Source organism: Pseudomonas sp. WC2 (assembly GCF_050586545.1).
Classification (GTDB): domain Bacteria; phylum Pseudomonadota; class Gammaproteobacteria; order Pseudomonadales; family Pseudomonadaceae; genus Aquipseudomonas.
Genome location: NZ_JBOBDR010000009.1, coordinates 90,565 through 115,546 on the forward strand (window position 1 = coordinate 90,565; position 24,982 = coordinate 115,546).

The window sequence follows — 24,982 nt, forward strand, 5'->3', positions numbered from 1 at the left end:
GTCGTATCCGTGGCACAAAAAAACGCCCCGACAGATTCGGGGCTTTTTTTGCGCCGTTCTGCATTGCACAGAACGGTCATTTCATCTCACTCAGGCCACGAGGTCTTGGGCCGAGAACGCATTCACACCCACCAGATGAATCTCGAAATCTGCACCGGCATTGCCAGAGACATTGCCAGAGAGCACCTGATCGGCAAAGCGCAGTTGACCGGCGCCAGTGAAGTCCCCCGAACCGATGAAGGTAAACGCATCAAGCCCGGCGGTGCCGAGATTGGCGTCAAACGCCGACAGATCGATCTTGTCGCCCTGCAGGCTGCTGAAGTCATAAATGACATCACGTAGGGCGCCTTTACCGACTTCGCTGATGTCATTGAAGACAAACGTGTCAGCCCCGGCGCCACCGGTGAGCATGTCCGCGCCTTGGCCACCGATCAAAGTGTCGTTGCCCACTCCTCCATTGAGCGCGTTGTTGCCGCTGTTGCCGATGAGAACGTTGTTCAGCGCATTGCCGGTGGCGTTGAGGTTGGCCGAGCCGGTCAGCTCGAGGTTTTCCAGGTTGGCGCCGAGGGTGTAGCTGATCGACGAGCGCACGGTGTCGATTTCGGTTTTGAGGGTGCTGGTTTCGACGATGACATCGCGGACGTTGTCGATGATGTAGGTGTCGTTGCCCAGACCGCCGGTCAAGGTGTCGGCACCTGCGCCGCCATCGAGGATGTTGTTGCCGGCGTTGCCGGTGATGACGTTGTTGCGCTCGTTACCGGTGGCGTTGAGGTTATCGGCGAAGCGCAGGGTCAGGTTTTCCAGGTTGGCGCCCAAGGTGTAGCTGATCGACGACTGCACGCTGTCGATCTCGGTCAGCGAGGTGCCGTTTTCGATGATGATGTCACCGACGTTGTCGACGATATAGGTATCGTTGCCGGCACCGCCATCCAGAGTGTCAGCACCTTCCAGACCGTTGAGGGTGTTGTTGCCGCTGTTGCCGGTCAACACGTTGTCGAGGCTGTTGCCGACCAGGGAAAGATTGGCACTGCCGGTCAGTTGGGCGTCTTCGACGTTGGCGGTCAGGGAATAATTGACGCTGCTGAGCACGCGGTCGTGGCCTTCGCCGGTGGCCTCGATGACGAGGTCGCCGACATTGTCGATCACGTAGGTGTCATCACCCGCACCACCGGCGAGGGTATCGGCACCGGTCGCACCGTCGAGTCTGTCGTTGCCGGCACCACCTTGCAGGTTGTCGTTACCGGCGTTGCCGAGCAGGTAGTTGTCCAGATCGTTACCCAGCACGATGTAGTTGCCGGTGCCGCGCAGCCAGACGTTTTCGACGTTGCTCAGGTTGCTCAGATTGAGGTTGACGGTGTTGTTCTGCGCCGTGGCGTTGAAAGCGATGCGCAGGCTGTCGGTGCCTTCATTGGCGTTTTCCTGAACCAGCGCCAGCTCGCCGACCTGATCGAGGAAGTAGGCATCGTCACCGGCGCCACCGATCATGGTGTCCAGACCAGCCCCGCCGAAGAGTTCGTTGTTGCCGCTGTTGCCGATGAGAACATTGTTCAGCGCATTGCCGGTGGCGTTGAGGTTGGCCGAGCCGGTCAGCTCGAGGTTTTCCAGGTTGGCGCCGAGGGTGTAGCTGATCGACGAGCGCACGGTGTCGATTTCGGTTTTGAGGGTGCTGGTTTCGACGATGACATCGCGGACGTTGTCGATGATGTAGGTGTCGTTGCCCAGACCGCCGGTCAAGGTGTCGGCACCTGCGCCGCCATCGAGGATGTTGTTGCCGGCGTTGCCGGTGATGACGTTGTTGCGCTCGTTACCGGTGGCGTTGAGGTTATCGGCGAAGCGCAGGGTCAGGTTTTCCAGGTTGGCGCCCAAGGTGTAGCTGATCGACGACTGCACGCTGTCGATCTCGGTCAGCGAGGTGCCGTTTTCGATGATGATGTCACCGACGTTGTCGACGATATAGGTATCGTTGCCGGCACCGCCATCCAGAGTGTCAGCACCTTCCAGACCGTTGAGGGTGTTGTTGCCGCTGTTGCCGGTCAACACGTTGTCGAGGCTGTTGCCGACCAGGGAAAGATTGGCACTGCCGGTCAGTTGGGCGTCTTCGACGTTGGCGGTCAGGGAATAATTGACGCTGCTGAGCACGCGGTCGTGGCCTTCGCCGGTGGCCTCGATGACGAGGTCGCCGACATTGTCGATCACGTAGGTGTCATCACCCGCACCACCGGCGAGGGTATCGGCACCGGTCGCACCGTCGAGTCTGTCGTTGCCGGCACCACCTTGCAGGTTGTCGTTACCGGCGTTGCCGAGCAGGTAGTTGTCCAGATCGTTACCCAGCACGATGTAGTTGCCGGTGCCGCGCAGCCAGACGTTTTCGACGTTGCTCAGGTTGCTCAGATTGAGGTTGACGGTGTTGTTCTGCGCCGTGGCGTTGAAAGCGATGCGCAGGCTGTCGGTGCCTTCATTGGCGTTTTCCTGAACCAGCGCCAGCTCGCCGACCTGATCGAGGAAGTAGGCATCGTCACCGGCGCCACCGATCATGGTGTCCAGACCAGCCCCGCCGAAGAGTTCGTTGTTGCCGCTGTTGCCGATGAGAACATTGTTCAGCGCATTGCCGGTGGCGTTGAGGTTGGCCGAGCCGGTCAGCTCGAGGTTTTCCAGGTTGGCGCCGAGGGTGTAGCTGATCGACGAGCGCACGGTGTCGATTTCGGTTTTGAGGGTGCTGGTTTCGACGATGACATCGCGGACGTTGTCGATGATGTAGGTGTCGTTGCCCAGACCGCCGGTCAAGGTGTCGGCACCTGCGCCGCCATCGAGGATGTTGTTGCCGGCGTTGCCGGTGATGACGTTGTTGCGCTCGTTACCGGTGGCGTTGAGGTTATCGGCGAAGCGCAGGGTCAGGTTTTCCAGGTTGGCGCCCAAGGTGTAGCTGATCGACGACTGCACGCTGTCGATCTCGGTCAGCGAGGTGCCGTTTTCGATGATGATGTCACCGACGTTGTCGACGATATAGGTATCGTTGCCGGCACCGCCATCCAGAGTGTCAGCACCTTCCAGACCGTTGAGGGTGTTGTTGCCGCTGTTGCCGGTCAACACGTTGTCGAGGCTGTTGCCGACCAGGGAAAGATTGGCACTGCCGGTCAGTTGGGCGTCTTCGACGTTGGCGGTCAGGGAATAATTGACGCTGCTGAGCACGCGGTCGTGGCCTTCGCCGGTGGCCTCGATGACGAGGTCGCCGACATTGTCGATCACGTAGGTGTCATCACCCGCACCACCGGCGAGGGTATCGGCACCGGTCGCACCGTCGAGTCTGTCGTTGCCGGCACCACCTTGCAGGTTGTCGTTACCGGCGTTGCCGAGCAGGTAGTTGTCCAGATCGTTACCCAGCACGATGTAGTTGCCGGTGCCGCGCAGCCAGACGTTTTCGACGTTGCTCAGGTTGCTCAGATTGAGGTTGACGGTGTTGTTCTGCGCCGTGGCGTTGAAAGCGATGCGCAGGCTGTCGGTGCCTTCATTGGCGTTTTCCTGAACCAGCGCCAGCTCGCCGACCTGATCGAGGAAGTAGGCATCGTCACCGGCGCCACCGATCATGGTGTCCAGACCAGCCCCGCCGAAGAGTTCGTTGTTGCCGCTGTTGCCGATGAGAACATTGTTCAGCGCATTGCCGGTGGCGTTGAGGTTGGCCGAGCCGGTCAGCTCGAGGTTTTCCAGGTTGGCGCCGAGGGTGTAGCTGATCGACGAGCGCACGGTGTCGATTTCGGTTTTGAGGGTGCTGGTTTCGACGATGACATCGCTGACACTGTCGACCACATAGGTATCGTTGCCAGCGCCGCCGATCAAAGTATCAGCGCCTGCGCCACCGTCCAGGATGTTGTCGCCCCAATTGCCGGTGATGGTGTTTTTCAACGCATTGCCGGTGCCGTTAATGTTGCTGGTCCCCATCAGGGTGAGCCGTTCAACATTGTCCGTGAGGGTATAGTCGATGTAGCTCATGACCGTGTCGATTTCGCTGGCCAGCGTGCTGGTCTCGATCACCGTGTCGCCGGTATTTTCGACAACGTAAGTGTCATTGCCTGTGCCGCCGATCATGGTGTCGGCGCCCTCCAGGCCATTGAGAATATTGTTCAGGCCGTTGCCGATGAGACTGTCGTCATTGACGCTGCCGATGGCATTTTCAATCTTCGCGCCATAGGCAATGGCCAGGCCTTCATTGAATGCGGTGAGGTTCTTGAGATCGAGGAATGCCTGGCCGATCTGGCTGAACGCGCCTTCGTTAAGGTCGATGCGCACCGCATTCAGCTGATTGCTGGCGTCGATCGTGTCGGTACCACCGGCATCCCAGATTGTTTCGAAGACCGACTGATTGCTCGCCCACGAGTAGGTGTTGTTGCCGGCGTGCCAAGCCATGTTTGCACCATACAGACTCTGGATCGCCAGAATATCCAGCAGCATCGGGGTGGTGGGCTGGTAGGAATACGAGTCGTTGTAACTCATCACGGTATAGCGCACGTCGTCCAGCAACGGGTTGAGCGTTGTCGAATTGAACGCGCTGGAGGCAAAGGGGTGCTTCAGGCCGATGGCGTGACCGATTTCGTGAACGAAAGTCAGGTAATCGTACGAGCCGCCACTCGGGGCGGCTTCGTTGGTCTCGGGACCGATCCACACGTCGCCGGACTTTGGCGTGCCGCCGGGCAAGTACGCCCATGCCGCAGTGTCCGCGTTCATCAACGAATAGCCCCCAAAACGCAGATCGCCCACATTGAACAGGTTGTCGGTCGTTTGCGTGAACTGAATGTTGGCGACCGAGCTCCAGCTATTCAGCGCACTGACCACAGCAGTCTTTTGCGCTGAAGTCAGGGCGTAAGCAGCGTTGTATTCATTGTCGGCGCTGTAGTTCGTTGCGAAGTACGAAGAAATCGGTGCAATAAAGCTGTAAGTCAGCGTGGTCGGTGCGGTTTTGTCGTACCACTTGGAGCTTTCCCATTGCGTACCTGAAATGAGGCTGTTTACCGCGACATTAGCGGTCAGGTAGGAAGACTGGCTGGCGGTCGAATCAATGGGACGTGGCATGAGGATTTCCTGGATGGGGTGCGGCCCGTCCTGAAATGCGGCCGCTACAATGTGCAATTCTGCATCAGGTTGTTGGGGTTTGACATCATCTGGCCACTATTTTTTATTGGTGGCGTCAAATATCCAGCTCGGTTCCTGATATCGGCGAGCGAGGTAGAATTCTGAAGTAAAAGCACCGCCGTCTGTCGCCTGTCGGCGTACATCATTTTTGGAGTTTTCTATGAATTCTCACGTTCCTGCATTGATCCGCGAAACCTTCCCCGTCGGCCCCTTGCACTGCAACTGCACCATCATCGGCGACCCGATCACTAAAAAAGCCATCGTCGTCGACCCGGGCGGCAACCCTGACCTGATCATGGCGCGTCTCGATGCGCATGGCCTGAAAGTGGTCAGCATCATCCACACCCACGCGCACCTGGATCACTTCCTCGCTTCCGGGCAGATGAAAGAAAAAACCGGCGCGACTTTGCACCTGCATAAGGAAGATCAGTTCCTCTGGGACAACCTCGAAATGCAATGCCAGATGTTCGGCGTGCCATACACGCCCGTGCCATCACCGGATCGCTGGTTGAGCGACGATGAAGAGCTGGCCTGCGGCTGTGGCGTCGCGTTGCATACGCCGGGTCATACACCCGGCTCCATGAGCTTTTGGTTTTCCGAGGCTAAGCTGTTGATTGCCGGTGACACGCTGTTTCGTCGCGGAGTAGGGCGCACGGATTTGTGGGGCGGCGATCAGGCGACCATCGTGCGTTCGATCAAACAGCGGCTGTACACCCTGGACGAAGACGCCACGGTGGTCACCGGGCATGGCCCGGATACACGGTTGGGCGATGAAATGCGCGAGAACCCGTTCGTTAGGGCCTAAATATTTTGTCACGAGTGCCCGGCGGAATTTTTGTGCATTGTCATGATCCAACGCCCGCACAGGTCCATTGCCAAAAGGGCCGCCATAGAATGCAAACCAGGAGCTCTCCATGTTCACCAAGCGTCGTTTGATTATTGTCGCTACTGCCGTGGCCTTGCTGTCCGGCTGCGCCTCGCCTAACCCGTATGACAATCAGGGCCAGGCGGACGGTGGCTCTCAAGGCATGAGTAAAACCGCCAAGTACGGTGGTCTCGGCGCGCTGGCCGGTGCGCTCGCCGGTGCCGCCATCGGTCACGACAATCGCGGCAAGGGTGCCTTGATCGGCGCTGCTGTGGTGGGTGCTTCGGCGGCCGGTTACGGTTACTACGCCGACAAGCAGGAAGCCAAACTGCGCGCCAGCATGGCCAACACCGGGGTTGAAGTGCAGCGTGAGGGTGATCAGATCAAGTTGATCATGCCGGGCAACATTACCTTCGCCACCGATTCGGCGAACATCGCTTCCAGCTTCTACCAGCCGCTGAACAACCTGGCCAACTCGTTGAAAGAGTTCAACCAGAACCAGATCGAAATCGTCGGCTACACCGACAGCACCGGCAGCCGCCAGCACAACATGGACCTGTCTCAGCGTCGCGCACAGAGCGTGGCGACTTACCTGACCTCGCAAGGTGTCAGCGGTACCAACCTGTCGGCCCGTGGCGCCGGTCCGGATAACCCGATTGCCAGCAACGGTGACGTCAATGGCCGTGCGCAGAACCGTCGGGTTGAAGTGAACCTGAAGGCGATTCCGGGCCAGCAGTATGGTGGTCAGCAGCAACAGCAGCCGGGTACGGTTCAGCAGTATCCGTAACTGAATGCCTGAATGAAGAATGCCCGGTCCTGCGATCGGGCATTTTTTTGTGTGGCCTGTGCCGGCCCCTTCGCGAGCTTGCTCGCTCCCACATTTGAAATGCATTCCCCCTGTGGGAGCGAGCCTGCTCGCGAAGGGTGCGCTGCAAACACCGAAGATTCCAGACACAAAAAAGCCCCCGGACACATCACTGTCCGGGGGCTTTTTGTTGTCAGCGCAGGCTGATTACTTCTTCAGACCATATTGCTCATCGAGCATGCCCGGTGAGTTCGGGGTCTTCGGTGCGTAGTCGCGTGGCGGCTCCTGATCGCGCGGCGGCGTCAGGCGTTCGCGTGGTGCCACTGCCGCGTCTGCGTGCAGGGCAGCGATCAGGCGCTGGCGGGTCTGCTCGTCCAGGGCCAGACGATTGGCGCCCTCGGCGAGATGATCCTGCACTTCCTGATAGCTCTGGGTCAGCTTCTTGACCAGCATCGCGGTGCTGTTGAAGTGGGTGACCACCTCGTTTTGATAGCTGTCGAAGCGCTCCTGGATATCATCCAGTTGACGCTGCGTGCGGCTCGGCGCGGCGTTCGGCGCAACGCGCGCGATCAGGAATCCAATGGCGACACCCACAACCAGGGCAAGAGTCGGTAACAACCAAACTAAGAGCGAGTGTTCCACGAGTCCTTCCTCTATAAACGGCTTTGCTTTACGTTAACGGCTCGAACCTGCGCTGTATACCGCGATTCACTCGCAATAGATTGGCACAGACAATTTGCTAGACGAGTCGACCCGATTCGAGGTCACGGAGTTCCTTCCTTGCTGATGCGTGAAACCCCTGTAGTGATTGCCGGCCCAGTTGGCCAAATTGAAGCGCTGCTTCTTGAAAACAAGAGCTTGGATAACGAGCAGCCGCGCGGCATCGCGCTGATCTGCCATCCTAACCCGGTGCAGGGCGGCACCATGCTCAACAAAGTCGTCTCGACCCTGCAGCGCACCGCGCGTGACGCCGGTCTGATTACCTTGCGCTTCAACTATCGCGGCGTCGGCGCCAGCGAAGGTTCCCATGATATGGGCACCGGTGAAGTCGATGACGCCCAGGCTGCCGCCCAATGGCTGCGCGAGAAACACCCGGATCTGCCGCTGACCCTGTTCGGTTTCTCCTTCGGCGGATTTGTTGCAGCAAGTCTCGGCGGGCGTCTCGAAGCACAGGGCGAGCAGCTCAAGCACCTGTTCATGGTCGCGCCAGCGGTGATGCGTCTGGGCGAGCAGGATCAACTGCCGCAACACGGCGAACTTACCGTGATCCAGCCGGAAACCGACGAAGTCATCGATCCGCAACTGGTTTACAACTGGTCGGAACAACTCCAGCGCCCCCATGAGCTGCTGAAAGTGGCAGAATGCGGACACTTTTTTCATGGCAAGCTGACCGATCTCAAGGATCTGATCCTGCCGCGTCTCTCGAATTGATTGCAGTCTGACAAGCGATTACCCATGACGAACCGTACCCGTATCCTCACCGGCATCACCACCACCGGCACGCCGCACCTAGGCAACTACGCCGGCGCCATCCGCCCGGCGATCCTCGCCAGTCGCGACAGCAATGCCGATTCGTTCTACTTCCTGGCCGACTACCACGCCCTGATCAAATGCGATGACCCGCTGCGCATCCAGCGCTCGCGTCTGGAAATCGCCGCGACCTGGCTGGCCGGTGGCCTCGATGTCGACCGCGTGACCTTCTACCGCCAGTCCGACATCCCGGAAATCCCTGAACTGACATGGCTGCTCACCTGCGTTGCGGCCAAGGGCCTGCTCAACCGCGCGCACGCCTACAAGGCCTCGGTCGACAAGAACGTCGAAACCGGTGAAGACCCGGACGCCGGCATCACCATGGGCCTCTACAGCTACCCGGTGCTGATGGCCGCAGACATCCTGATGTTCAACGCGCACAAAGTGCCGGTCGGTCGTGACCAGATCCAGCACGTGGAAATGGCCCGCGATATCGGCCAACGCTTCAACCACTTGTTCGGTCAGGGCAAAGAATTCTTCACCATGCCCGAAGCGCTGATCGAAGAAAGCGTGGCGACCTTGCCAGGCCTCGACGGTCGCAAGATGTCGAAGAGCTACGACAACACCATCCCGTTGTTCTCCAGCGCGAAAGAGATGAAGGACGCGATCTCGCGGATCGTCACCGACTCCAAAGCGCCTGGCGAAGCCAAGGATCCGGACAACTCGCACCTGTTCACCCTGTTCCAGGCGTTCGCCACGCCAGCGCAGGCTGACGAGTTCCGCAGCGAACTGCTCGGTGGTCTGGGTTGGGGCGAGGCGAAGAACCGCCTATTCCAGTTGCTCGACAACGATCTCGGCGAAGCGCGCGACAAGTATCACCAGTTGATCGAGCGTCCGGCGGATCTGGAAGACATTCTGCAAATCGGTGCCAAGAAGGCCCGTGCCGTGGCAACGCCGTTCCTCAACGAACTGCGCGAAGCCGTTGGCCTGCGCTCTTTCGTCAATCAGGTTCAGGTTGCCGCGACCACCAAGAAGAAAGCCGCGAAAGCCGCGCGTTTCGTCAGCTTCCGTGAAGACGATGGCAGCTTCCGTTTCCGTCTGCTGGCAGCCGATGGCGAGCAATTGCTGCTGTCGCGCAACTTCGCCGACGGCAAAGCCGCTGGGCAGGTGACCAAGCAGCTGCAATCCGGCCAGCCACTGGATGTGCGCAGCGAAGGCCTGAATTTCAGTGTCTGGCTGGAAGGCGAGTGCGTTGGCGACAGCCCGGCGTTCGCCGATGCGGCTGCGCGTGACGCCGCCATCGAGGCGCTGCGCGTCGCGCTGACCCCGGTTCAGGACTAATCGGCGGCACGGTCCGACCAAGGGCCGATTGCCATTCCCACGGGCCGTCGCTACAGTGACGGCCCGTTTTTGTTGCCTTGCTAACGAATTATGACGCCCTTAGAACGATACCAAGCTGATCTGAAACGCCCGGACTTCTTCCATGACGCCGCGCAGGAAACTGCCGTGCGTCACTTGCAGCGTCTGTACGAGGATCTGATCGCCGCCGATCAGAACAAGCCGGGTCTGCTGAGCAAACTGTTCGGCAAAAAAGATCAGACGCCGGTCAAGGGCCTGTATTTCTGGGGCGGCGTGGGTCGCGGCAAAACTTATCTGGTCGACACCTTCTTCGAAGCGCTGCCGTTCAAGGAAAAGACCCGCACCCACTTCCACCGCTTCATGAAGCGCGTGCACGAAGAAATGAAAACCCTCGGCGGCGAGAAAAACCCGCTGACCATCATCGCCAAGCGTTTCGCGACCGAGTCGCGGGTGATCTGCTTCGATGAATTCTTCGTCTCCGACATCACCGACGCGATGATCCTCGGCACGTTGATGGAAGAATTGTTCAAGAACGGCGTGACCCTGGTCGCGACGTCGAACATCGTCCCGGACGGTCTGTACAAGGACGGTCTGCAACGCGCGCGCTTCCTGCCAGCCATTGCGCTGATCAAGCAGAACACCGAGATCGTCAACGTCGACAGCGGCGTCGACTACCGTTTGCGTCACCTCGAACAAGCGGAGTTGTTTCACTATCCACTCGACGAGGCCGCTCACGAAAGCCTGCGCAAGAGCTTCAAGGCACTGACGCCGGAGTGCACTGCCGCGGTCGAGAACGATGTACTGATCATCGAGAATCGTGAAATCCGTGCCCTGCGTACTTGCGATGACGTTGCCTGGTTCGACTTCCGCGAACTGTGCGACGGCCCGCGTAGCCAGAACGACTACATCGAACTGGGCAAGATCTTCCACGCCGTGCTGCTGAGCGGTGTCGAGCAGATGAGCGTCACCACCGACGACATCGCTCGCCGCTTCATCAACATGGTCGACGAGTTCTACGACCGTAACGTGAAGTTGATCATTTCTGCTGAAGTCGAGCTGAAGGATCTGTACACCGGCGGCCGTCTGAATTTCGAATTCCAGCGTACGCTGAGCCGACTGCTGGAGATGCAATCCCACGAATTCCTGTCGCGGGCGCACAAGCCCTAAGCGGATTCGGCAAACGAAAAGGGCCTGCAATTGCAGGCCCTTTTTATTGGCACTGAATTCCTCCTGTGGGAGCGAGCCTGCTCGCGAATTCGGTATCACATTCAACGATATTGTTGGCTGACATACCGCTTTCGCGAGCAGGCTCGCTCCCACAGAGGCATTACGTTGTTGCGAGGTGCTACGCAGCCTGCTGAAACTGCTGCCGATACTGATTCGGCGACAATTCAGTGTGCTGGCGGAACAACCGCGCAAAGAAGCTCGCGTCGTCGTAACCGACCTCATAACTGATAGTCTTGATGCTCTTGCGGGTGCCTGACAACAAGCCTTTGGCCGTCTCGATACGCAGGCGTTGAAGGTAATGCAGGGGCTTGTCGCCAGTCGCAGTCTGGAAGCGCCGCATGAAGTTACGAATGCTCATGCCATGCTCGCGGGCGACGTCTTCGAAGCGGAATTTGTCGGCAAAATGCTCTTCGAGCCAGTGCTGGATCTGCAGGATGATCACGTCCTGATGCAGCTTCTGTCCGCCGAAACCGATGCGGCCCGGCGCATAGCTGCGCTGCACTTCGTAAAGAATGTCGCGGGCCACGGCTTGCGCCACGTTCGCCCCGCAGAAACGCTCGATCAGATAGATATACAGGTCGCAGGCCGATGTGGTGCCGCCGGCGCAATAGAGGTTGTCGGCGTCGGTCAGGTGCTTGTCCTGATTGAGGTAAACCTTCGGAAAGCGTTCGGCGAAAGCGTTGAAGAAACGCCAGTAGGTCGTCGCTTCCTTGCCATCCAGCAATCCGGCCTCGGCCAGCCAGAACACGCCGGTCGCTTCGCCGCACAGGACGGCGCCGCGGGCATGCTGTTCGCGCAGCCAGGGCAGGATCTGTGGATAACGGCTGCACAGCGCCTCGAAATCATCCCAGAACGCCGGGAGTATGATGATATCGGTGTTTTCCAGGCCGCCATCCACCGGCATCATGACATCGCTGAAGCTTTTCACCGGTTGGCCATCGGGGCTGACCAGCCGCGTTTCAAACGCTGGCGTCAGGCCGTGGCCCAGTTGTTTGCCGTAACGAAGGCTCGCCACATGGAAAAAATCCTTGGCTTGCATGAGGGTGTAAGCGAAAACCCGGTCGATCGCCAGGATGCTGACGCGCCGCAAGGGCGTGGAGACTTGCTTGGACATAATTCAACTTTTGTTTTGTTTTTATAAGGGAAAGTGGTCACCAGACGGCTGGATCGTCTTATTTTTTGTCGGATGTGTCCAGTGTCCTGTGTCAGAGGGGAGGCTTAGTCTCTGAAGGTCGTCTCCCTCCAACAAGAAAGAAAGGTGCCGCATGATCCCCAGAACCTTGTTCAGCTCCGAGCACGAATTGTTCCGCGACAGCGTACGAACCTTCCTCGAAAAAGAGGCCGTGCCGTTCCATGCGCAATGGGAGAAACAAGGCCATATCGACCGCAAACTGTGGAACAAGGCGGGGGAGGCGGGGATGCTCTGCTCGCACCTGCCGGAAGAATATGGCGGGCTGGGGGCGGACTTTCTCTACAGCGCGGTCGTGATCGAAGAGGTCGGCCGGCTCGGTCTGACCGGGATCGGTTTCTCCCTGCATTCCGACATCGTCGCACCCTACATCCTGCATTACGGCAGTGAAGCACTGAAGCACAAATACCTGCCAAAACTGGTCTCCGGCGAGATGGTCACGGCGATTGCCATGACCGAGCCGGGCGCTGGCTCCGACCTGCAAGGCGTGAAAACCACCGCCGTGCTGGATGGCGATGAATACGTCATCAACGGTTCGAAGACCTTCATCACCAACGGCTTTCTTGCGGACCTGGTGATCGTCGTCGCCAAGACCGATCCCAAGGCCGGCGCCAAGGGCACCAGCCTGTTTCTGGTGGAGGCGAATACGCCCGGCTTCGAGAAGGGCAAACGCCTGGAGAAGGTGGGAATGAAGGCCCAGGACACGTCGGAATTATTCTTCCAGGACGTGCGTGTGCCGAAAGAAAACCTGTTGGGTCAGGCTGGGGCCGGGTTCGCCTACCTGATGCAGGAATTGCCGCAAGAGCGTCTGACGGTGGCAATTGGTGGTCTGGCTTCTGCTGAAGCGGCGTTGCAGTGGACGCTGGATTACACCCGCGACCGTAAGGCCTTCGGCAAGGCGATTGCTGACTTCCAGAACACACGCTTCAAACTCGCGGAGATGGCCACGGAAATTCAGATCGGTCGAGTGTTCGTCGACAAATGTCTGGAATTGCACCTCCAAGGTAAGCTCGACGTACCGACGGCGGCGATGGCGAAATACTGGGGCACTGACCTGCAATGCAAAGTGCTCGACGAATGCGTGCAGTTGCATGGCGGCTACGGTTTCATGTGGGAATACCCGGTGGCCCGAGCGTGGGCGGATGCGCGGGTGCAGCGGATCTATGCCGGCACCAATGAAATCATGAAGGAGATCATTGCGCGCTCGCTTTGATGATCGTTCCCACGCTCTGCGTGGGAATGCCGCCGGGGACGCTCCGCGTTCCGCTTTGGTGGTGATCTGATCGGCCTCTTCGCGAGCAGGCTCGCTCCCACAGAAGTTCACAGTATCTGTGGGAGCGAGCCTGCTCGCGAAGCTTTTAGCGTTTAATCACGGTGCAGGGTTCGGATGATCCTTGTGAATCGCTTCAATCCCTGCCAGCACTTCATCGGAAAGCTTCAGATCGAAACTGGCAATGTTGCTGTCCAGTTGCTCCAGCGTTGTCGCACCAATGATGTTGCTGGTGACAAACGGCTGCTGCGTCACGAACGCCAACGCCATCTGCGCCGGGTCCAGACCGTGTTCACGGGCCAGCGCCACATAACGGCTGCACGCTGCTTCCGACTGCGCATTGAAATAGCGGCTGAAGCGGCTGTAGAGGCTCAGACGGCCTTTTGGCGGGCGAGCGCCACCTTCGTACTTGCCGGACAGGAAACCAAACGCCAGCGGCGAATAGGCGAGCAGGCCGCACTGTTCGCGGATGGCGATTTCCGCCAAGCCCACTTCAAAGCTGCGGTTGAGCAGGTTGTACGGGTTCTGGATCGATACCGCACGCGGCCAGCCACGGGCTTCGGCCAAGGCCAGAAAACGCATGGTGCCCCACGGCGTTTCGTTGGACAGGCCGATGTGGCGGATCTTGCCGGCCTTCACTTGCTCGTCGAGGGCTTCGAGGGTGTCCTCGAGCGGAGTCAGGTTGGCTTCGATCTTGTGTTTGTAGCCCAGTTGTCCGAAAAAGTTGGTGCTGCGCTCCGGCCAGTGCAACTGGTACAGATCGATGTAATCGGTCTGCAGGCGCTCGAGGCTGGCATCCACTGCGGCGGTAATGTGCTGGCGGTTGTGGCGCAGATTTTTGTCGCGGATGTAGTCGATGGTGTTGCCCGGGCCGGCGACCTTGCTGGCGAGGATCCAGTCGGCTCGGTCGCCGCGACTTTTGAAGTAATTGCCGATGTAGCGCTCGGTGGTGGCGTAGGTATCGGCTTTTGGCGGCACCGGGTACATCTCGGCGGTGTCGATGAAATTGATCCCGGCTTCCTTGGCCCGTTCGATCTGGGCGAAGGCTTCAGCTTCAGTGTTTTGCTCGCCCCAGGTCATGGTGCCGAGGCAGATTGCACTCACGTTCAGGTCGGTACGGCCTAGCTGGCGATAGTCCATCGGGTGCTCCTTGGGCAAAACAATCATAAAAGCAGGTTGAAATATTTTTCGCAATCTGCATAATTGCCGACCTCTTTCTGCAGTGGAAGTGATGCGCCGCCGCCGAAGAATCTTGCCGTTGAACGGACGCGCCGACCCGAGCCCCCGAAAGCGTCTGTATCCGGCTGCCTTTGACTTGTCAAAGTACGCACTATTCAGTAAGATCCGCCGTCTAATTTACAGGGCGGCCCCTGAGGCTATAAAGAATGAAAACTTTTACTGCTAAACCGGAAACAGTAAAGCGCGACTGGTTTGTCGTCGACGCTGCTGGTCAGACCCTGGGTCGTCTGGCCACCGAAATCGCGAGCCGTCTGCGTGGCAAGCACAAGCCTGAGTACACTCCTCACGTTGACACCGGCGACTACATCGTCGTAATCAACGCTGAGCAGATTCGTGTTACCGGTGCTAAAACCACTGACAAAATGTACTACTCCCACTCCGGTTTCCCGGGCGGCATCAAGTCGATCAACTTTGAAAAGCTGATCGCTAAAGCCCCTGAGCGCGTGATCGAGACCGCGGTTAAAGGCATGCTGCCTAAAAACCCACTGGGTCGCGACATGTACCGTAAGCTGAAAGTCTATGCGGGCGCTGCACACCCACATACTGCTCAGCAGCCCCAAGAACTGAAGTTTTAACGGAATAGTACATTATGTCGGCGACTCAAAATTACGGCACTGGCCGTCGCAAGACCGCAACCGCACGCGTTTTCCTGCGTCCGGGTACTGGTAACATTTCCATCAACAACCGTTCGCTGGAAAACTTCTTCGGCCGCGAAACTGCCCGCATGGTAGTTCGTCAGCCGCTGGAGCTGACTGAGACTGTCGAGAAGTTCGACATCTACGTCACCGTGATCGGTGGTGGTGTAAGTGGTCAAGCTGGCGCAATCCGCCACGGTATCACTCGCGCTCTGATGGACTACGACGAAACCCTGCGTGGCGCTCTGCGCAAAGCTGGCTTCGTTACTCGCGACGCCCGTGAAGTTGAACGTAAGAAAGTTGGTCTGCGTAAAGCGCGTAAGCGTCCGCAGTACTCGAAGCGTTAATTCCGCTTCCACGTTCAAAAAGAACGCCCGCCTCCTCACGGAAGCGGGCGTTTTTTTATGCCTGTGATTTATCAAAGAATTGCGCTGCGACAACTTGCCACTTCCGTAGACCCCCTATACTGCAAGGCTTGAGGGTATGAGCTCCGGGTAATTCCCTTGTCAGAATTGGGGCTTTTCATTACCATCTCGGCAAAATTTTTATAAGTAACATTGATTTATTTAGTAGATGCCTGATTTAACAGGCCACAAAAGCTGATGGGAGAGGACTGAATGAGCAATGACGGCGTGAATGCAGGCCGGCGTCGCTTCTTGGTAGCAGCCACATCCGTGGTGGGTGCTGCAGGAGCGGTGGGGGCTGCGGTCCCGTTCGTGGGGTCATGGTTTCCCAGTGCCAAGGCGAAAGCCGCTGGTGCACCGGTGAAAGTGAATGTCAGCAAAATCGAGCCAGGACAGCAGATGATTGCTGAGTGGCGCGGCCAGCCGGTGTTCATTGTCCGCCGTACCGAGGAAATCCTGGGGAATCTCAAGAAGATCGAGGGCCAGCTCTCCGATCCAACCTCCAAAAACTCCACGCAACCCACCTATGTCGACCCTGAAGTGCGCTCGATCAAGCCGGAAATTCTGCTGCTGATCGGGATCTGCACTCACCTGGGTTGCTCACCAACCTTCCGTCCCGAAGTGGCACCTGCGGATCTGGGCAAAGACTGGGTCGGCGGCTATTTCTGCCCTTGCCATGGTTCCCACTACGATCTGGCTGGCCGCGTCTACAAGTCGCAACCTGCGCCTTTGAACCTGCCAGTTCCCCCGCATTCCTATGAGACCGATGACCTGATTGTCATTGGCGTCGATACGGAGAAAGCGTGATGAGCAAGTTCATGGATTGGGTTGATGCGCGCTTTCCTGCGACCAAAATGTGGGAAGACCATCTCAGCAAGTATTACGCCCCAAAAAACTTCAACTTCTTCTATTTCTTCGGCTCGCTGGCGCTGCTGGTGCTGGTCAACCAGATCGTCACCGGTGTCTGGCTGACGATGAGTTACACGCCGTCGGCAGAAGAAGCGTTCGCCTCCGTTGAATACATCATGCGCGACGTCGAGTACGGCTCGATCCTGCGTTTGCTGCACTCGACCGGTGCCTCAGCGTTCTTCATCGTGGTGTATCTGCACATGTTCCGTGGCCTGCTCTACGGTTCATATCAAAAACCGCGCGAGCTGGTCTGGGTCTTCGGCATGCTGATTTACTTGGCGCTGATGGCCGAAGCCTTCATGGGTTACCTGCTGCCATGGGGTCAGATGTCCTATTGGGGTGCCCAGGTAATCATCTCGCTGTTCGGTGCGATTCCGGTCATCGGTAATGACCTCACGCAGTGGATTCGTGGTGACTATCTGATCTCCGGCATCACCCTGAACCGCTTCTTTGCCTTGCACGTTGTCGCACTGCCGATCGTGATCCTCGGCTTGGTGGTGCTGCACATTCTGGCACTGCACGAAGTGGGTTCGAACAACCCTGACGGCGTCGACATCAAGAAGCACAAAGACGAAAACGGCATCCCGCTGGACGGCATTGCCTTCCACCCGTACTACACCGTGAAAGACATTGTCGGTGTCGTGGTGTTCCTGTTTATCTTCTGCTTCATTGTGTTCTTCTTCCCGGAAATGGGTGGCTACTTCCTCGAAAAACCAAACTTCGAGCAAGCCAACCCGTTCAAGACGCCAGAGCATATCGCGCCGGTCTGGTACTTCACGCCGTTCTACGCAATCCTGCGGGCGATCCCCGACAAGCTCATGGGCGTAATCGCCATGGGCGCCTCGATTGCCTTGCTGTTTGTGCTGCCGTGGCTCGATCGGAGTCCGGTCAAATCGATGCGCTATAAAGGCTGGATGAGCAAAATCTGGCTGGTGGTGTTCTGCATTTCGTTCGTGATTCTCGGCATTCTTGGCGTTCTGGCGCCGACGCCGGAGCGGACTCTGGTGTCGCAGATCTGCACCTTCCTGTACTTCGCTTACTTCATTCTGATGCCGTTCTACACCAGGCTCGAGAAGACCAAACCGGTTCCGGAAAGGGTGACTGGCTGATGAAAAAGTTATTTTTTGCTCTGATTTTTGCTGCGCTGCCAGTGCTGTCTTTCGCCGCTGAACACGGTGGTCCGGAGCTGGAAAAAGTCGATATCGACCTCGCCGACAAAGCTGCCCTGCAGGATGGTGCGCGTACGTTTGCCAACTATTGCATGGGTTGCCACAGTGCCAAGTTCCAGCGTTACGAGCGGGTTGCCGATGACTTGGGCATTCCACACGAAATGATGCTGGAGAAGCTGGTGTTCACCGGTGCCAAGATCGGCGACCACATGAACATCGGCATGCAACCGGCCGACGCCAAGACCTGGTTTGGCGCTGCGCCGCCGGACCTGACCCTGGTCGCGCGCGTGCGCGGCACCGACTGGCTTTACGGCTACCTGCATTCGTTCTACGAAGATCCGACACGTCCTTGGGGCGTAAACAACAAGGTCTTCCCGAACGTCGGCATGCCAAACGTGCTCGTCGGTCTGCAAGGTCGTCAGGTGGTCGGCTGCAAACAGGTGCCGATCGTCGAAAACGGCAAGACGCAATATGATCCGCTGACCGGTACTGCGTTGACTCATGAAGCGTGCGATCAGCTGACCATCGTGCCGAAGACCGGTACTCTGGATAAAGAGCAGTTCGATGATAAGGTCAAGAATCTGGTAACCTTCCTGGCTTACTCGGCTAACCCGGTTAAGCTGCAACATCAGCGCATCGGTACTTACGTTTTGCTGTACCTGGCGTTCTTCTTTGTGTTCGCCTATCTGCTCAAGCGTGAATACTGGAAAGACGTGCACTGATACGCTTCAAGCATTGCTGTTAATCGCGCGCGCCCAAGGGCGCCTCCGATAACGCAACGTCTGGTCAGCCAGAGGTTGCGGGAGGCGCCCTTTGGGCGCGCGCGTTTTTCCGGTTCCGATAATTTCAACAAGCGAGGAGGATCGCCATGGGCGTGACCAATCGGTTGGCCTGTTACTCCGACCCCGCCGACCACTATTCCCACCGAGTGCGCATTGTGCTTGCAGAGAAGGGTGTCAGCGCCGAAATCATTTATGTGGAAGCTGGTCGCCAGCCGCCTAAACTGATTGAAGTGAACCCTTACGGCAGTCTCCCAACTCTGGTCGATCGTGACCTGGCGTTGTGGGAGTCGACCGTGGTGATGGAATATCTGGATGAGCGTTACCCGCACCCGCCATTGATGCCGGTTTACCCGGTGGCGCGTGCCAACAGCCGTCTGCTGATTCATCGGATTCAGCGCGACTGGTGTGGGCTGGTGGATCTGATTCTGGATCCGAAGAGCAAGGAAGCCGCGCGAGTCGTGGCGCGCAAGGAGTTGCGTGAAAGCCTGACGGGCGTGTCGCCGCTGTTTGCCGACAAGCCGTTTTTCCTCAGTGAGGAACAAAGTCTGGTGGATTGCTGCCTATTACCAATACTCTGGCGTCTGCCGATTCTGGGTATTGAACTGCCGCGGCCAGCCAAGCCGCTGCTTGATTACATGGAGCGCCAGTTTGCGCGTGAGGCTTTCCAGGCGAGTCTGTCTGGTGTCGAACGCGATATGCGCTAAGGCTTAAGGAGCCGCTATGAACTCCAGTCGACCTTATCTGGTCCGCGCGCTCTACGAGTGGATTGTCGATAACGATTGCACCCCGCACATGCTGGTCAATTCCGAATACCCGGCGGTGCAAGTGCCGCAGGGTTTTGCCAGTGACGGGCAGATTGTGCTGAATATTTCGCCGAGTGCCGTGCGTCATTTGCACATGGATAACGACGTGGTGACCTTCGAAGGTCGCTTCGGTGGTGTCCCGCACAGCCTGTACGTGCCGATCAGTGCGATCCTGGGTATCTACGCCCGGGAGAACGGTCAGGGCATGGTGTTCGATCTCGAGTCGCCTATGGATGACGAAGACGACATCGAGCTGGATGACGACCAGCCGCCTCCGGACAGCGAGCCGCCGCGCCCAAGTGGCCGGCCAAGCCTGAAAGTGGTGAAGTAATAAAAAAGGCGATCCAGATGGATCGCCTTTTTTTGTGGGCGCGTTTCGGCTGTCAGTCGATGTACTCGAACAGTTTCACAATCTTCTGCACACCGGAAACGCCCTGAACCAGGTTGGTCGCCTGAGTGGCTTCCTGTTTGGTCAGCAGGCCGAGCAGGTAGACGATGCCGTTCTCGGTCACGACCTTGATGCGCGAGCCAGGAATGCTGGCGTCAGTGAGCATCTGCGTTTTGATCTTGGAGGTCAGCCAGGTGTCGTTCTGGCGCGCCAGGAAGCCAGACGGCGGAATGACCTGAAGTTCGTTGTGAACGGTTTTTACCCGTTGCACGGCTGATGCTGCTTGCTCAGCCTTGGCTTTCAAGTCTGCGCGCGGCGTTTGACCGGCCAGCAGCACAACACCATTGAAACTGGTCACGACGATGTGCGAATCGTTGTCCAGAGCAGGGTCGGCCTTGGCCACGTTTACACCCACTTTGGTTTCGATCAACGAATCGTCGATCTTGCTGCCGAAGGTGCGGGTGCCACGGTCGTCGTCGATCGGTGCTTCACGGCTGGCGTTCACCACCGAGGTGCAGCCACTGATGCCGAGGCACAGGGTCAAGGCCAGAAGGCCAAGGCGATTAGGGGTCATTCTTCACTCCCGAACAGTTGGCTGTCGATCAGATCGCAAAGGCAATGGATCGCCAGCAAGTGGACTTCTTGAATACGTGCTGTGACGTTGGCCGGTACGCGAATCTCGACGTCCTCGGGCAACAGCAGCGACGCCATGCCGCCGCCATCGCGTCCGGTCAAAGCTACGACAATCATTTCGCGATCATGTGCGGCCTGGATCGCTTGAATAATGTTCGCCGAGTTACCGCTGGTCGAAATCGCCAGCAGCACATCGCCGGGTTGGCCGAGTGCGCGGATTTGCTTGGAGAAGATTTCGTTGTAGCTGTAGTCGTTGGCGATCGAGGTGATCGTCGACGAATCGGTGGTCAGGGCGAGGGCTGGCAGGCTGGGACGCTCGCGCTCGAAGCGGTTGAGCAGCTCCGACGAGAAGTGCTGGGCGTCGCCGGCCGAACCACCGTTGCCGCACGAGAGCATTTTGCCCTCGTTGAGCAGGGCGTTGACCATGATCTGGCTGGCTTGCTCGATGTGCGGTGCAAGTACGTCCATCGCCTGTTGCTTGGTGTCGATACTGGCCTGGAAAAGCTGGCGAATTCGGGATTGCATGTCCATCTGTGTGACCTTAAGTAGCGCGGCTGTCCGGCACATGAATGTGCAGCCCGCAAAGCAAAGAGCAAAAGTTGTCGGTGGAATTGTCCGGTTCGGGATGCAGGCCATCAACTGTCGAAAGCATTCTGCAACCAGTTCAGCTGATTCGGATGGCTGTCGATCGCCACCACATCGAAGCGGCAGGGGGAATTGGCCCAACGCGACTCGCGCTGAAGAAAATACTGCGCAGCGAAAATCAGTTTCTGCTGCTTGCGCCCATCGATGCTAGCGAGCGCGCCACCCCATTGAGTGTTTTTTCTGTAACGAACTTCAACGAATACTACTGTATCGCCATCAAGCATGACCAGATCAAGCTCGCCGCGTTTGCATAACCAGTTCTGCGCCAAGAGGCGCAAGCCTTGATTCTGCAGATGCTCGAGCGCTTGGCGCTCGGCATCCTTGCCGCTTTGCGAGCGTGACCTGTCGGGCATTAGCGCGGGGTGTCCGGCAGACGCTGAACCTGACCGCTGACGAATTGTGCCCAAGGCAACTGGCGCACAACGCGCTGAGTCGGAGTCATGCCGAGGCTGCCCGATTCACCGTCGATGCGGCTGTCTGGCAGCGCTTTGAGTTGACCCAGGCGCGGCGCCAAGCGATAGGCATCCACACCCATCGCGTACAGGCGACCGAGGCTGCCGGCGGCTTGCGGCCACTGCGCGACCACTTGCTGGCGCAGTGGATCGCTGTTGTCCAGCAACCATGGGGTTTCGCAGAAGCGGATGCCGTTCATGTCGTTGTACTGGTTCACGTCGCCGCTGGCGCTGTAAACGTGCGAAGTCGCATAGACAGGAACGTCACCGGCGTACTGGAAGTTCAGCGTCGGTTTGATCTGCTGTGCCTGTTGCGGCGTTGCCGCGAGGAAAATGAACTCGATGTCCTGACGGCGCGAAGGCTGGGCCGCTACGTTGGTGCCGGCAGCGTTCTGCAGGCTCTTGGCGCGGGCTTCGCTCTGACGCAACTGGAACATGTCGGCGATCTGCTGAGCCAGTTGCACCGGCTGATCAACGCGTTCGGTCGCTACGATGCTGCCACCGTTAGCCTGCCAATCCTGGCTGAACGCACGCAGCACGCGGTCGCCCCATTCGCCTTTCGGCACCATGATCGCGGCGCGGTGCAGGCCATCGGCACGGGCGCGGCGCGAGACTTCGCGGGCTTCGTCTTCAGCGGCCAGACCAAACTGGAACAGCTGCGCCGGGCCTTGATCGCCTTCGCTGTAGTTCAGCGCGAGGGTGGTGATCGGCAGTTGCGGGCGAGTGCTCAGCTGTTTGACCAGTGGTTTTTCCAGCGGGCCGACGACCAGTTGCACGCCATCAGCCTGAGCCTTGCGGTAGAACTCGTCCATCGAGGTCAGCTTCGAGCTGTCGTAGAACTCGATCGCTGGCGGCTTTTGCCCGGCCTGTTGAGCCTGGTAGTGCGCAGCCATGAAACCTTCACGCAGCGCTTTGCCGACAGCGGCCAGTGGACCGTCCTGTGGCAGCAGCAGGGCGATCTTGCTCAGCGGCTGGCTGGCCAGCTCTTTGAGTTTGGTCAGTGGCAGCGGCAGGTTGATCGCAGCTGGGTGCTTTGGATTCTGTGCGCGCCACGTGTCGATTGCCGCTTGCTGCTGTTCCAGGGTGCCGGCGGATTTCACGGCCAGTGCCAGGCCCATCCAGCCACCGAGATCGTCAGTGGTGTTGGGTTGCAGTTGATCGGTTGGCAGCGAGGCAATCAGAGTCCAGATCGCTTCGTGGTTCTTGCTCGCGGCCTCGCCTTGCAGCATCGGTGCGATGAACACGCGCTCGCGGGCGGCCGCCAGAGTCTGGCCGTCGGCCTCAAGGGCGCGGGCGTGAACAGTGCCGGTGCGCACTTGCTGTTCTTCCGGCATCTCGCCCAGGTGCTGCAGGCTCGGATGGCTCAGGGCAGTCAGTGCGGCTTTCGGCTGGTTGCGGGTCATCGCCAGTTCAGCATTCAGGGTGCTGGCGAAAATCTGCTGGCCTGGCTTGAGTTGCTCCATCGGCACTTGTTGCAGGATCTGCGCGGACTGTCCGGCATTGCCTTGGCGATAAGCCAGATCCGCCGCGCTCAGGCGCAACAGGGCGGCTTTTTCCGGGGTTTTCGCCTGGGTAGCCTGTTCGAGCAGTTGCTCGATGCTGGCATCCGGAGTCCGTGGAAGTTCGCCAAGGCTGGAGGAGGGGGAGCTGGCGCAAGCCGCCAACAGGGCAGCGAGGCAGAGGGCAGTGAACAGCCGCAGGCAAGCGATCATGTAAGTGTTCCTGATACTCGATCAAATTAGCGTCGAATTGTACCCAAGCACTGGCCGGGGCGCGATGTTAGTGGCGTGAAACGGGCAATTTAGCTGTAGTAAATGTTGCGGTGGTGCAAAACCACGGAGAAAACCGAGGTGGCTCGAAGCGCGTCGCAAGCCTCGTGTCGCGCTACAATGGCCGCTTTTACCGATCACGAGGTGTGCGCTTTGACTGCTCCAGGTTCCCTGAATTCCGCTGTTGGCTCGCTTTATGTGGTGGCGACGCCCATCGGCAACCTGGACGACATCAGCGCCCGGGCATTGAAGATCCTCCGTGAAGTAGCGTTGATTGCCGCTGAAGACACCCGTCACTCGGCGCGCCTGATGCAGCACTTCGGCATTGGCACGCCGCTGGCGGCCTGTCACGAACATAACGAACGAGATGAAGGTAGCCGCTTTATCACCCGTCTGCTGGCGGGCGACAACGTTGCGCTGATCTCTGATGCTGGTACGCCGCTGATTTCCGACCCGGGTTACCACCTGGTGCGACAGGCGCGTGCGGCCGGGATCAATGTCGTCCCGGTACCGGGGGCGTGTGCGCTGATTGCGGCGCTGTCGGCGGCGGGGCTGCCGTCCGATCGTTTCATCTTCGAAGGTTTCTTGCCGGCCAAATCGGTTGGGCGCAAAGCGCGACTGGAAGCCGTTAAAGAAGAACCGCGTACGCTGATCTTCTATGAAGCCCCGCACCGCATCCTCGAATGCCTGCAGGATATGGAAGCGGTATTCGGCGGCGAGCGTCAGGCATTGTTGGCTCGTGAGATCACCAAGACTTTCGAGACGCTCAAGGGTTTGCCGCTGTCCGAGCTGCGCGCGTTCGTTGAATCCGACAGCAATCAGCAGCGCGGCGAATGCGTGGTGCTGGTGGCGGGTTGGACGGCGCCGGAGTCCGAGGACGCTGTCAGCAGTGAAGCCATGCGCGTGCTGAATCTGTTGCTTGAAGAAATGCCGCTCAAACGCGCCGCCGCCCTCGCAGCGCAAATCACCGGCGAGCGCAAAAACGTGCTGTATCAGGTCGCACTGGAACAACAGAAGGGCGAGTAACCCGTCGCGCAGAGCGGTTTCCCGGCTATTTCCGCTTGTTCTTCGGGCGCTCTGCCGTTAACCTTCGCGGCGGAGAGTCGATCGGACAGTCGCTGCCCTCTATGAAAATTAGGGGGGGGAGGAAAGTCCGGGCTCCATAGGGCGAAGTGCCAGGTAATGCCTGGGAGGCGTGAGCCTACGGAAAGTGCCACAGAAAATAACCGCCTAAGCGCTTCGGCGCCGGTAAGGGTGAAAAGGTGCGGTAAGAGCGCACCGCACGTCTGGCAACAGTTCGTGGCTAGGTAAACCCCACTTGGAGCAAGACCAAATAGGGTCCCAAGGCGTGGCCCGCGCTGGGACCGGGTAGGTTGCTAAAGATGTCCAGTGATGGCCATCGTAGACGAATGACTGTTCAAGACAGAACCCGGCTTACAGATCGACTCTCCACCTTTTTCTTTCCCTGCTTGAATCAAAGGCGACAGGGCTGTGTAATATCAGCAGGCCTGCTCTGAAAGTTCGGCAGCGGCAAACGCAGTAATAGCCATTTCCCACCTTGCTTCAATCAACAGCAGAAGCGCTTTTGTAATACCGAAAAAATCTTACTCTTAACAAATTACTTTAACTTTCGAGCGCAGCTTTCAGTGCTGCATCAAGTTATGGGTCCAAAGTCTGCGCCAGATTGTCGTTACGCCTCCTTTTATGCTCCTAAATCTCCGTTCTGTAAGGGTTTTCCTTTAATCCGCGCCTTGACGGTGTGGTGGGCGCATTCCTATAGTGTGCGCAAGTGGCGGAAAGTGGCATGAAGTGGGTTTTTTGAGCTCAAAACGATAAAAATGGGAG

General features: G+C 58.4%; 22 protein-coding genes and 1 other RNA gene. 15 read left to right on the forward strand and 8 right to left on the reverse strand.

Annotated features, from left to right (window positions below):
• Positions 1-90 precede the first annotated feature (90 nt).
• Positions 91-5,064 carry a M10 family metallopeptidase C-terminal domain-containing protein gene (locus ACQ4OE_RS13080; protein WP_430946873.1) on the reverse strand — a complete coding sequence of 1,658 codons (4,974 nt, stop codon included), beginning with the start codon at positions 5,062-5,064 and terminating at the stop codon, positions 91-93.
• Between the two features lie 220 nt (positions 5,065-5,284).
• On the opposite strand from ACQ4OE_RS13080, the gene ACQ4OE_RS13085 reads away from it, so the two are divergent.
• Together ACQ4OE_RS13085 and ACQ4OE_RS13090 are read left to right on the forward strand one after the other, a co-directional pair.
• Entirely contained in the window at positions 5,285-5,929 is a 645-nt protein-coding gene (locus ACQ4OE_RS13085) for an MBL fold metallo-hydrolase (protein ID WP_430946874.1), read from the forward strand.
• A 109-nt stretch (positions 5,930-6,038) separates the two neighbouring features.
• The gene (locus ACQ4OE_RS13090) at positions 6,039-6,776 is read left to right on the forward strand and encodes an OmpA family protein (RefSeq protein ID WP_122595431.1); all 738 of its coding nucleotides are present in this window, start codon (positions 6,039-6,041) and stop codon (positions 6,774-6,776) included.
• 225 nt (positions 6,777-7,001) lie between these two features.
• Here ACQ4OE_RS13090 and ACQ4OE_RS13095 read toward each other — a convergent pair whose 3' ends face one another.
• Positions 7,002-7,436, reverse strand: a complete 435-nt coding sequence (locus tag ACQ4OE_RS13095; protein WP_187678015.1) for a YhcB family protein — start codon at positions 7,434-7,436, stop codon at positions 7,002-7,004.
• Positions 7,437-7,580: 144 nt separating this feature from the next.
• Here ACQ4OE_RS13095 and ACQ4OE_RS13100 point away from each other — a divergent pair, with 144 nt between their 5' ends.
• The 3 genes from ACQ4OE_RS13100 to zapE all read left to right on the forward strand — a co-directional run bounded on the left by ACQ4OE_RS13100 (position 7,581) and on the right by zapE (position 10,790).
• The gene (locus ACQ4OE_RS13100; RefSeq protein WP_430946875.1) at positions 7,581-8,225 is read left to right on the forward strand and encodes an alpha/beta hydrolase; all 645 of its coding nucleotides are present in this window, start codon (positions 7,581-7,583) and stop codon (positions 8,223-8,225) included.
• A gap of 24 nt (positions 8,226-8,249) precedes the next feature.
• Complete coding sequence (locus ACQ4OE_RS13105; protein WP_430946876.1) at positions 8,250-9,605, forward strand: tryptophan--tRNA ligase; 1,356 nt, start codon at positions 8,250-8,252, stop codon at positions 9,603-9,605.
• 90 nt (positions 9,606-9,695) lie between these two features.
• On the forward strand, positions 9,696-10,790 hold the full coding sequence (gene zapE / locus ACQ4OE_RS13110) for a cell division protein ZapE (protein WP_038361044.1): 1,095 nt from the start codon (positions 9,696-9,698) through the stop codon (positions 10,788-10,790).
• A gap of 178 nt (positions 10,791-10,968) precedes the next feature.
• Here the strand turns inward: zapE and ACQ4OE_RS13115 are convergent, their stop codons facing one another.
• Entirely contained in the window at positions 10,969-11,865 is an 897-nt protein-coding gene (locus ACQ4OE_RS13115; RefSeq protein WP_430946943.1) for a GlxA family transcriptional regulator, read from the reverse strand.
• Positions 11,866-12,115: 250 nt separating this feature from the next.
• Between ACQ4OE_RS13115 and ACQ4OE_RS13120 the strand changes: the two genes are divergently transcribed.
• Positions 12,116-13,252 (forward strand): acyl-CoA dehydrogenase family protein, encoded by a 1,137-nt coding sequence (locus ACQ4OE_RS13120; protein ID WP_064120486.1) that lies wholly within the window; start codon positions 12,116-12,118, stop codon positions 13,250-13,252.
• Between the two features lie 156 nt (positions 13,253-13,408).
• Here the strand turns inward: ACQ4OE_RS13120 and ACQ4OE_RS13125 are convergent, their stop codons facing one another.
• Positions 13,409-14,449, reverse strand: a complete 1,041-nt coding sequence (locus ACQ4OE_RS13125) for an NADP(H)-dependent aldo-keto reductase (protein WP_430946877.1) — start codon at positions 14,447-14,449, stop codon at positions 13,409-13,411.
• 245 nt (positions 14,450-14,694) lie between these two features.
• Here ACQ4OE_RS13125 and rplM point away from each other — a divergent pair, with 245 nt between their 5' ends.
• The 7 genes from rplM to ACQ4OE_RS13160 all read left to right on the forward strand — a co-directional run bounded on the left by rplM (position 14,695) and on the right by ACQ4OE_RS13160 (position 19,581).
• On the forward strand, positions 14,695-15,123 hold the full coding sequence (gene rplM, locus ACQ4OE_RS13130; protein ID WP_007917032.1) for a 50S ribosomal protein L13: 429 nt from the start codon (positions 14,695-14,697) through the stop codon (positions 15,121-15,123).
• Between the two features lie 14 nt (positions 15,124-15,137).
• A complete protein-coding gene (gene rpsI / locus ACQ4OE_RS13135) occupies positions 15,138-15,530 on the forward strand; it encodes a 30S ribosomal protein S9 (protein ID WP_008080273.1) in 393 nt (130 codons plus the stop codon).
• Positions 15,531-15,800: 270 nt separating this feature from the next.
• A complete protein-coding gene (petA, locus tag ACQ4OE_RS13140) occupies positions 15,801-16,394 on the forward strand; it encodes a ubiquinol-cytochrome c reductase iron-sulfur subunit (RefSeq protein WP_007917031.1) in 594 nt (197 codons plus the stop codon).
• Positions 16,394-17,605: a cytochrome b gene (locus tag ACQ4OE_RS13145; protein WP_122590050.1), complete on the forward strand. Its 1,212-nt coding sequence runs from the start codon at positions 16,394-16,396 to the stop codon at positions 17,603-17,605. The genes petA and ACQ4OE_RS13145 overlap by 1 nt, the downstream gene beginning before the upstream one ends.
• Positions 17,605-18,387, forward strand: a complete 783-nt coding sequence (locus ACQ4OE_RS13150) for a cytochrome c1 (RefSeq protein WP_122590048.1) — start codon at positions 17,605-17,607, stop codon at positions 18,385-18,387. Before ACQ4OE_RS13145 ends, ACQ4OE_RS13150 begins: the two co-directional genes overlap by 1 nt.
• 146 nt (positions 18,388-18,533) lie before the next feature.
• Complete coding sequence (locus tag ACQ4OE_RS13155) at positions 18,534-19,151, forward strand: glutathione S-transferase N-terminal domain-containing protein (protein ID WP_007961620.1); 618 nt, start codon at positions 18,534-18,536, stop codon at positions 19,149-19,151.
• Between the two features lie 16 nt (positions 19,152-19,167).
• Positions 19,168-19,581, forward strand: coding sequence for a ClpXP protease specificity-enhancing factor (locus ACQ4OE_RS13160; protein WP_122590046.1), 414 nt, complete (start codon positions 19,168-19,170; stop codon positions 19,579-19,581).
• Between the two features lie 52 nt (positions 19,582-19,633).
• Here the strand turns inward: ACQ4OE_RS13160 and ACQ4OE_RS13165 are convergent, their stop codons facing one another.
• The 4 genes from ACQ4OE_RS13165 to ACQ4OE_RS13180 all read right to left on the reverse strand — a co-directional run bounded on the left by ACQ4OE_RS13165 (position 19,634) and on the right by ACQ4OE_RS13180 (position 23,080).
• The gene (locus ACQ4OE_RS13165; protein ID WP_122590044.1) at positions 19,634-20,212 is read right to left on the reverse strand and encodes a BON domain-containing protein; all 579 of its coding nucleotides are present in this window, start codon (positions 20,210-20,212) and stop codon (positions 19,634-19,636) included.
• Positions 20,209-20,802 (reverse strand): phosphoheptose isomerase, encoded by a 594-nt coding sequence (locus ACQ4OE_RS13170; RefSeq protein WP_122590043.1) that lies wholly within the window; start codon positions 20,800-20,802, stop codon positions 20,209-20,211. Before ACQ4OE_RS13170 ends, ACQ4OE_RS13165 begins: the two co-directional genes overlap by 4 nt.
• A gap of 104 nt (positions 20,803-20,906) precedes the next feature.
• A complete protein-coding gene (locus ACQ4OE_RS13175) occupies positions 20,907-21,269 on the reverse strand; it encodes a YraN family protein (protein ID WP_430946878.1) in 363 nt (120 codons plus the stop codon).
• Entirely contained in the window at positions 21,269-23,080 is a 1,812-nt protein-coding gene (locus ACQ4OE_RS13180; RefSeq protein ID WP_122590039.1) for a penicillin-binding protein activator, read from the reverse strand. The genes ACQ4OE_RS13175 and ACQ4OE_RS13180 overlap by 1 nt, the downstream gene beginning before the upstream one ends.
• A 177-nt stretch (positions 23,081-23,257) precedes the next feature.
• Here ACQ4OE_RS13180 and rsmI point away from each other — a divergent pair, with 177 nt between their 5' ends.
• Both rsmI and rnpB read left to right on the forward strand, forming a co-directional pair.
• Positions 23,258-24,163: a 16S rRNA (cytidine(1402)-2'-O)-methyltransferase gene (gene rsmI / locus ACQ4OE_RS13185; protein ID WP_430946879.1), complete on the forward strand. Its 906-nt coding sequence runs from the start codon at positions 23,258-23,260 to the stop codon at positions 24,161-24,163.
• A gap of 73 nt (positions 24,164-24,236) precedes the next feature.
• An RNA gene (gene rnpB, locus ACQ4OE_RS13190) (RNase P RNA component class A) lies at positions 24,237-24,590 on the forward strand.
• Positions 24,591-24,982: the final 392 nt, after the last annotated feature.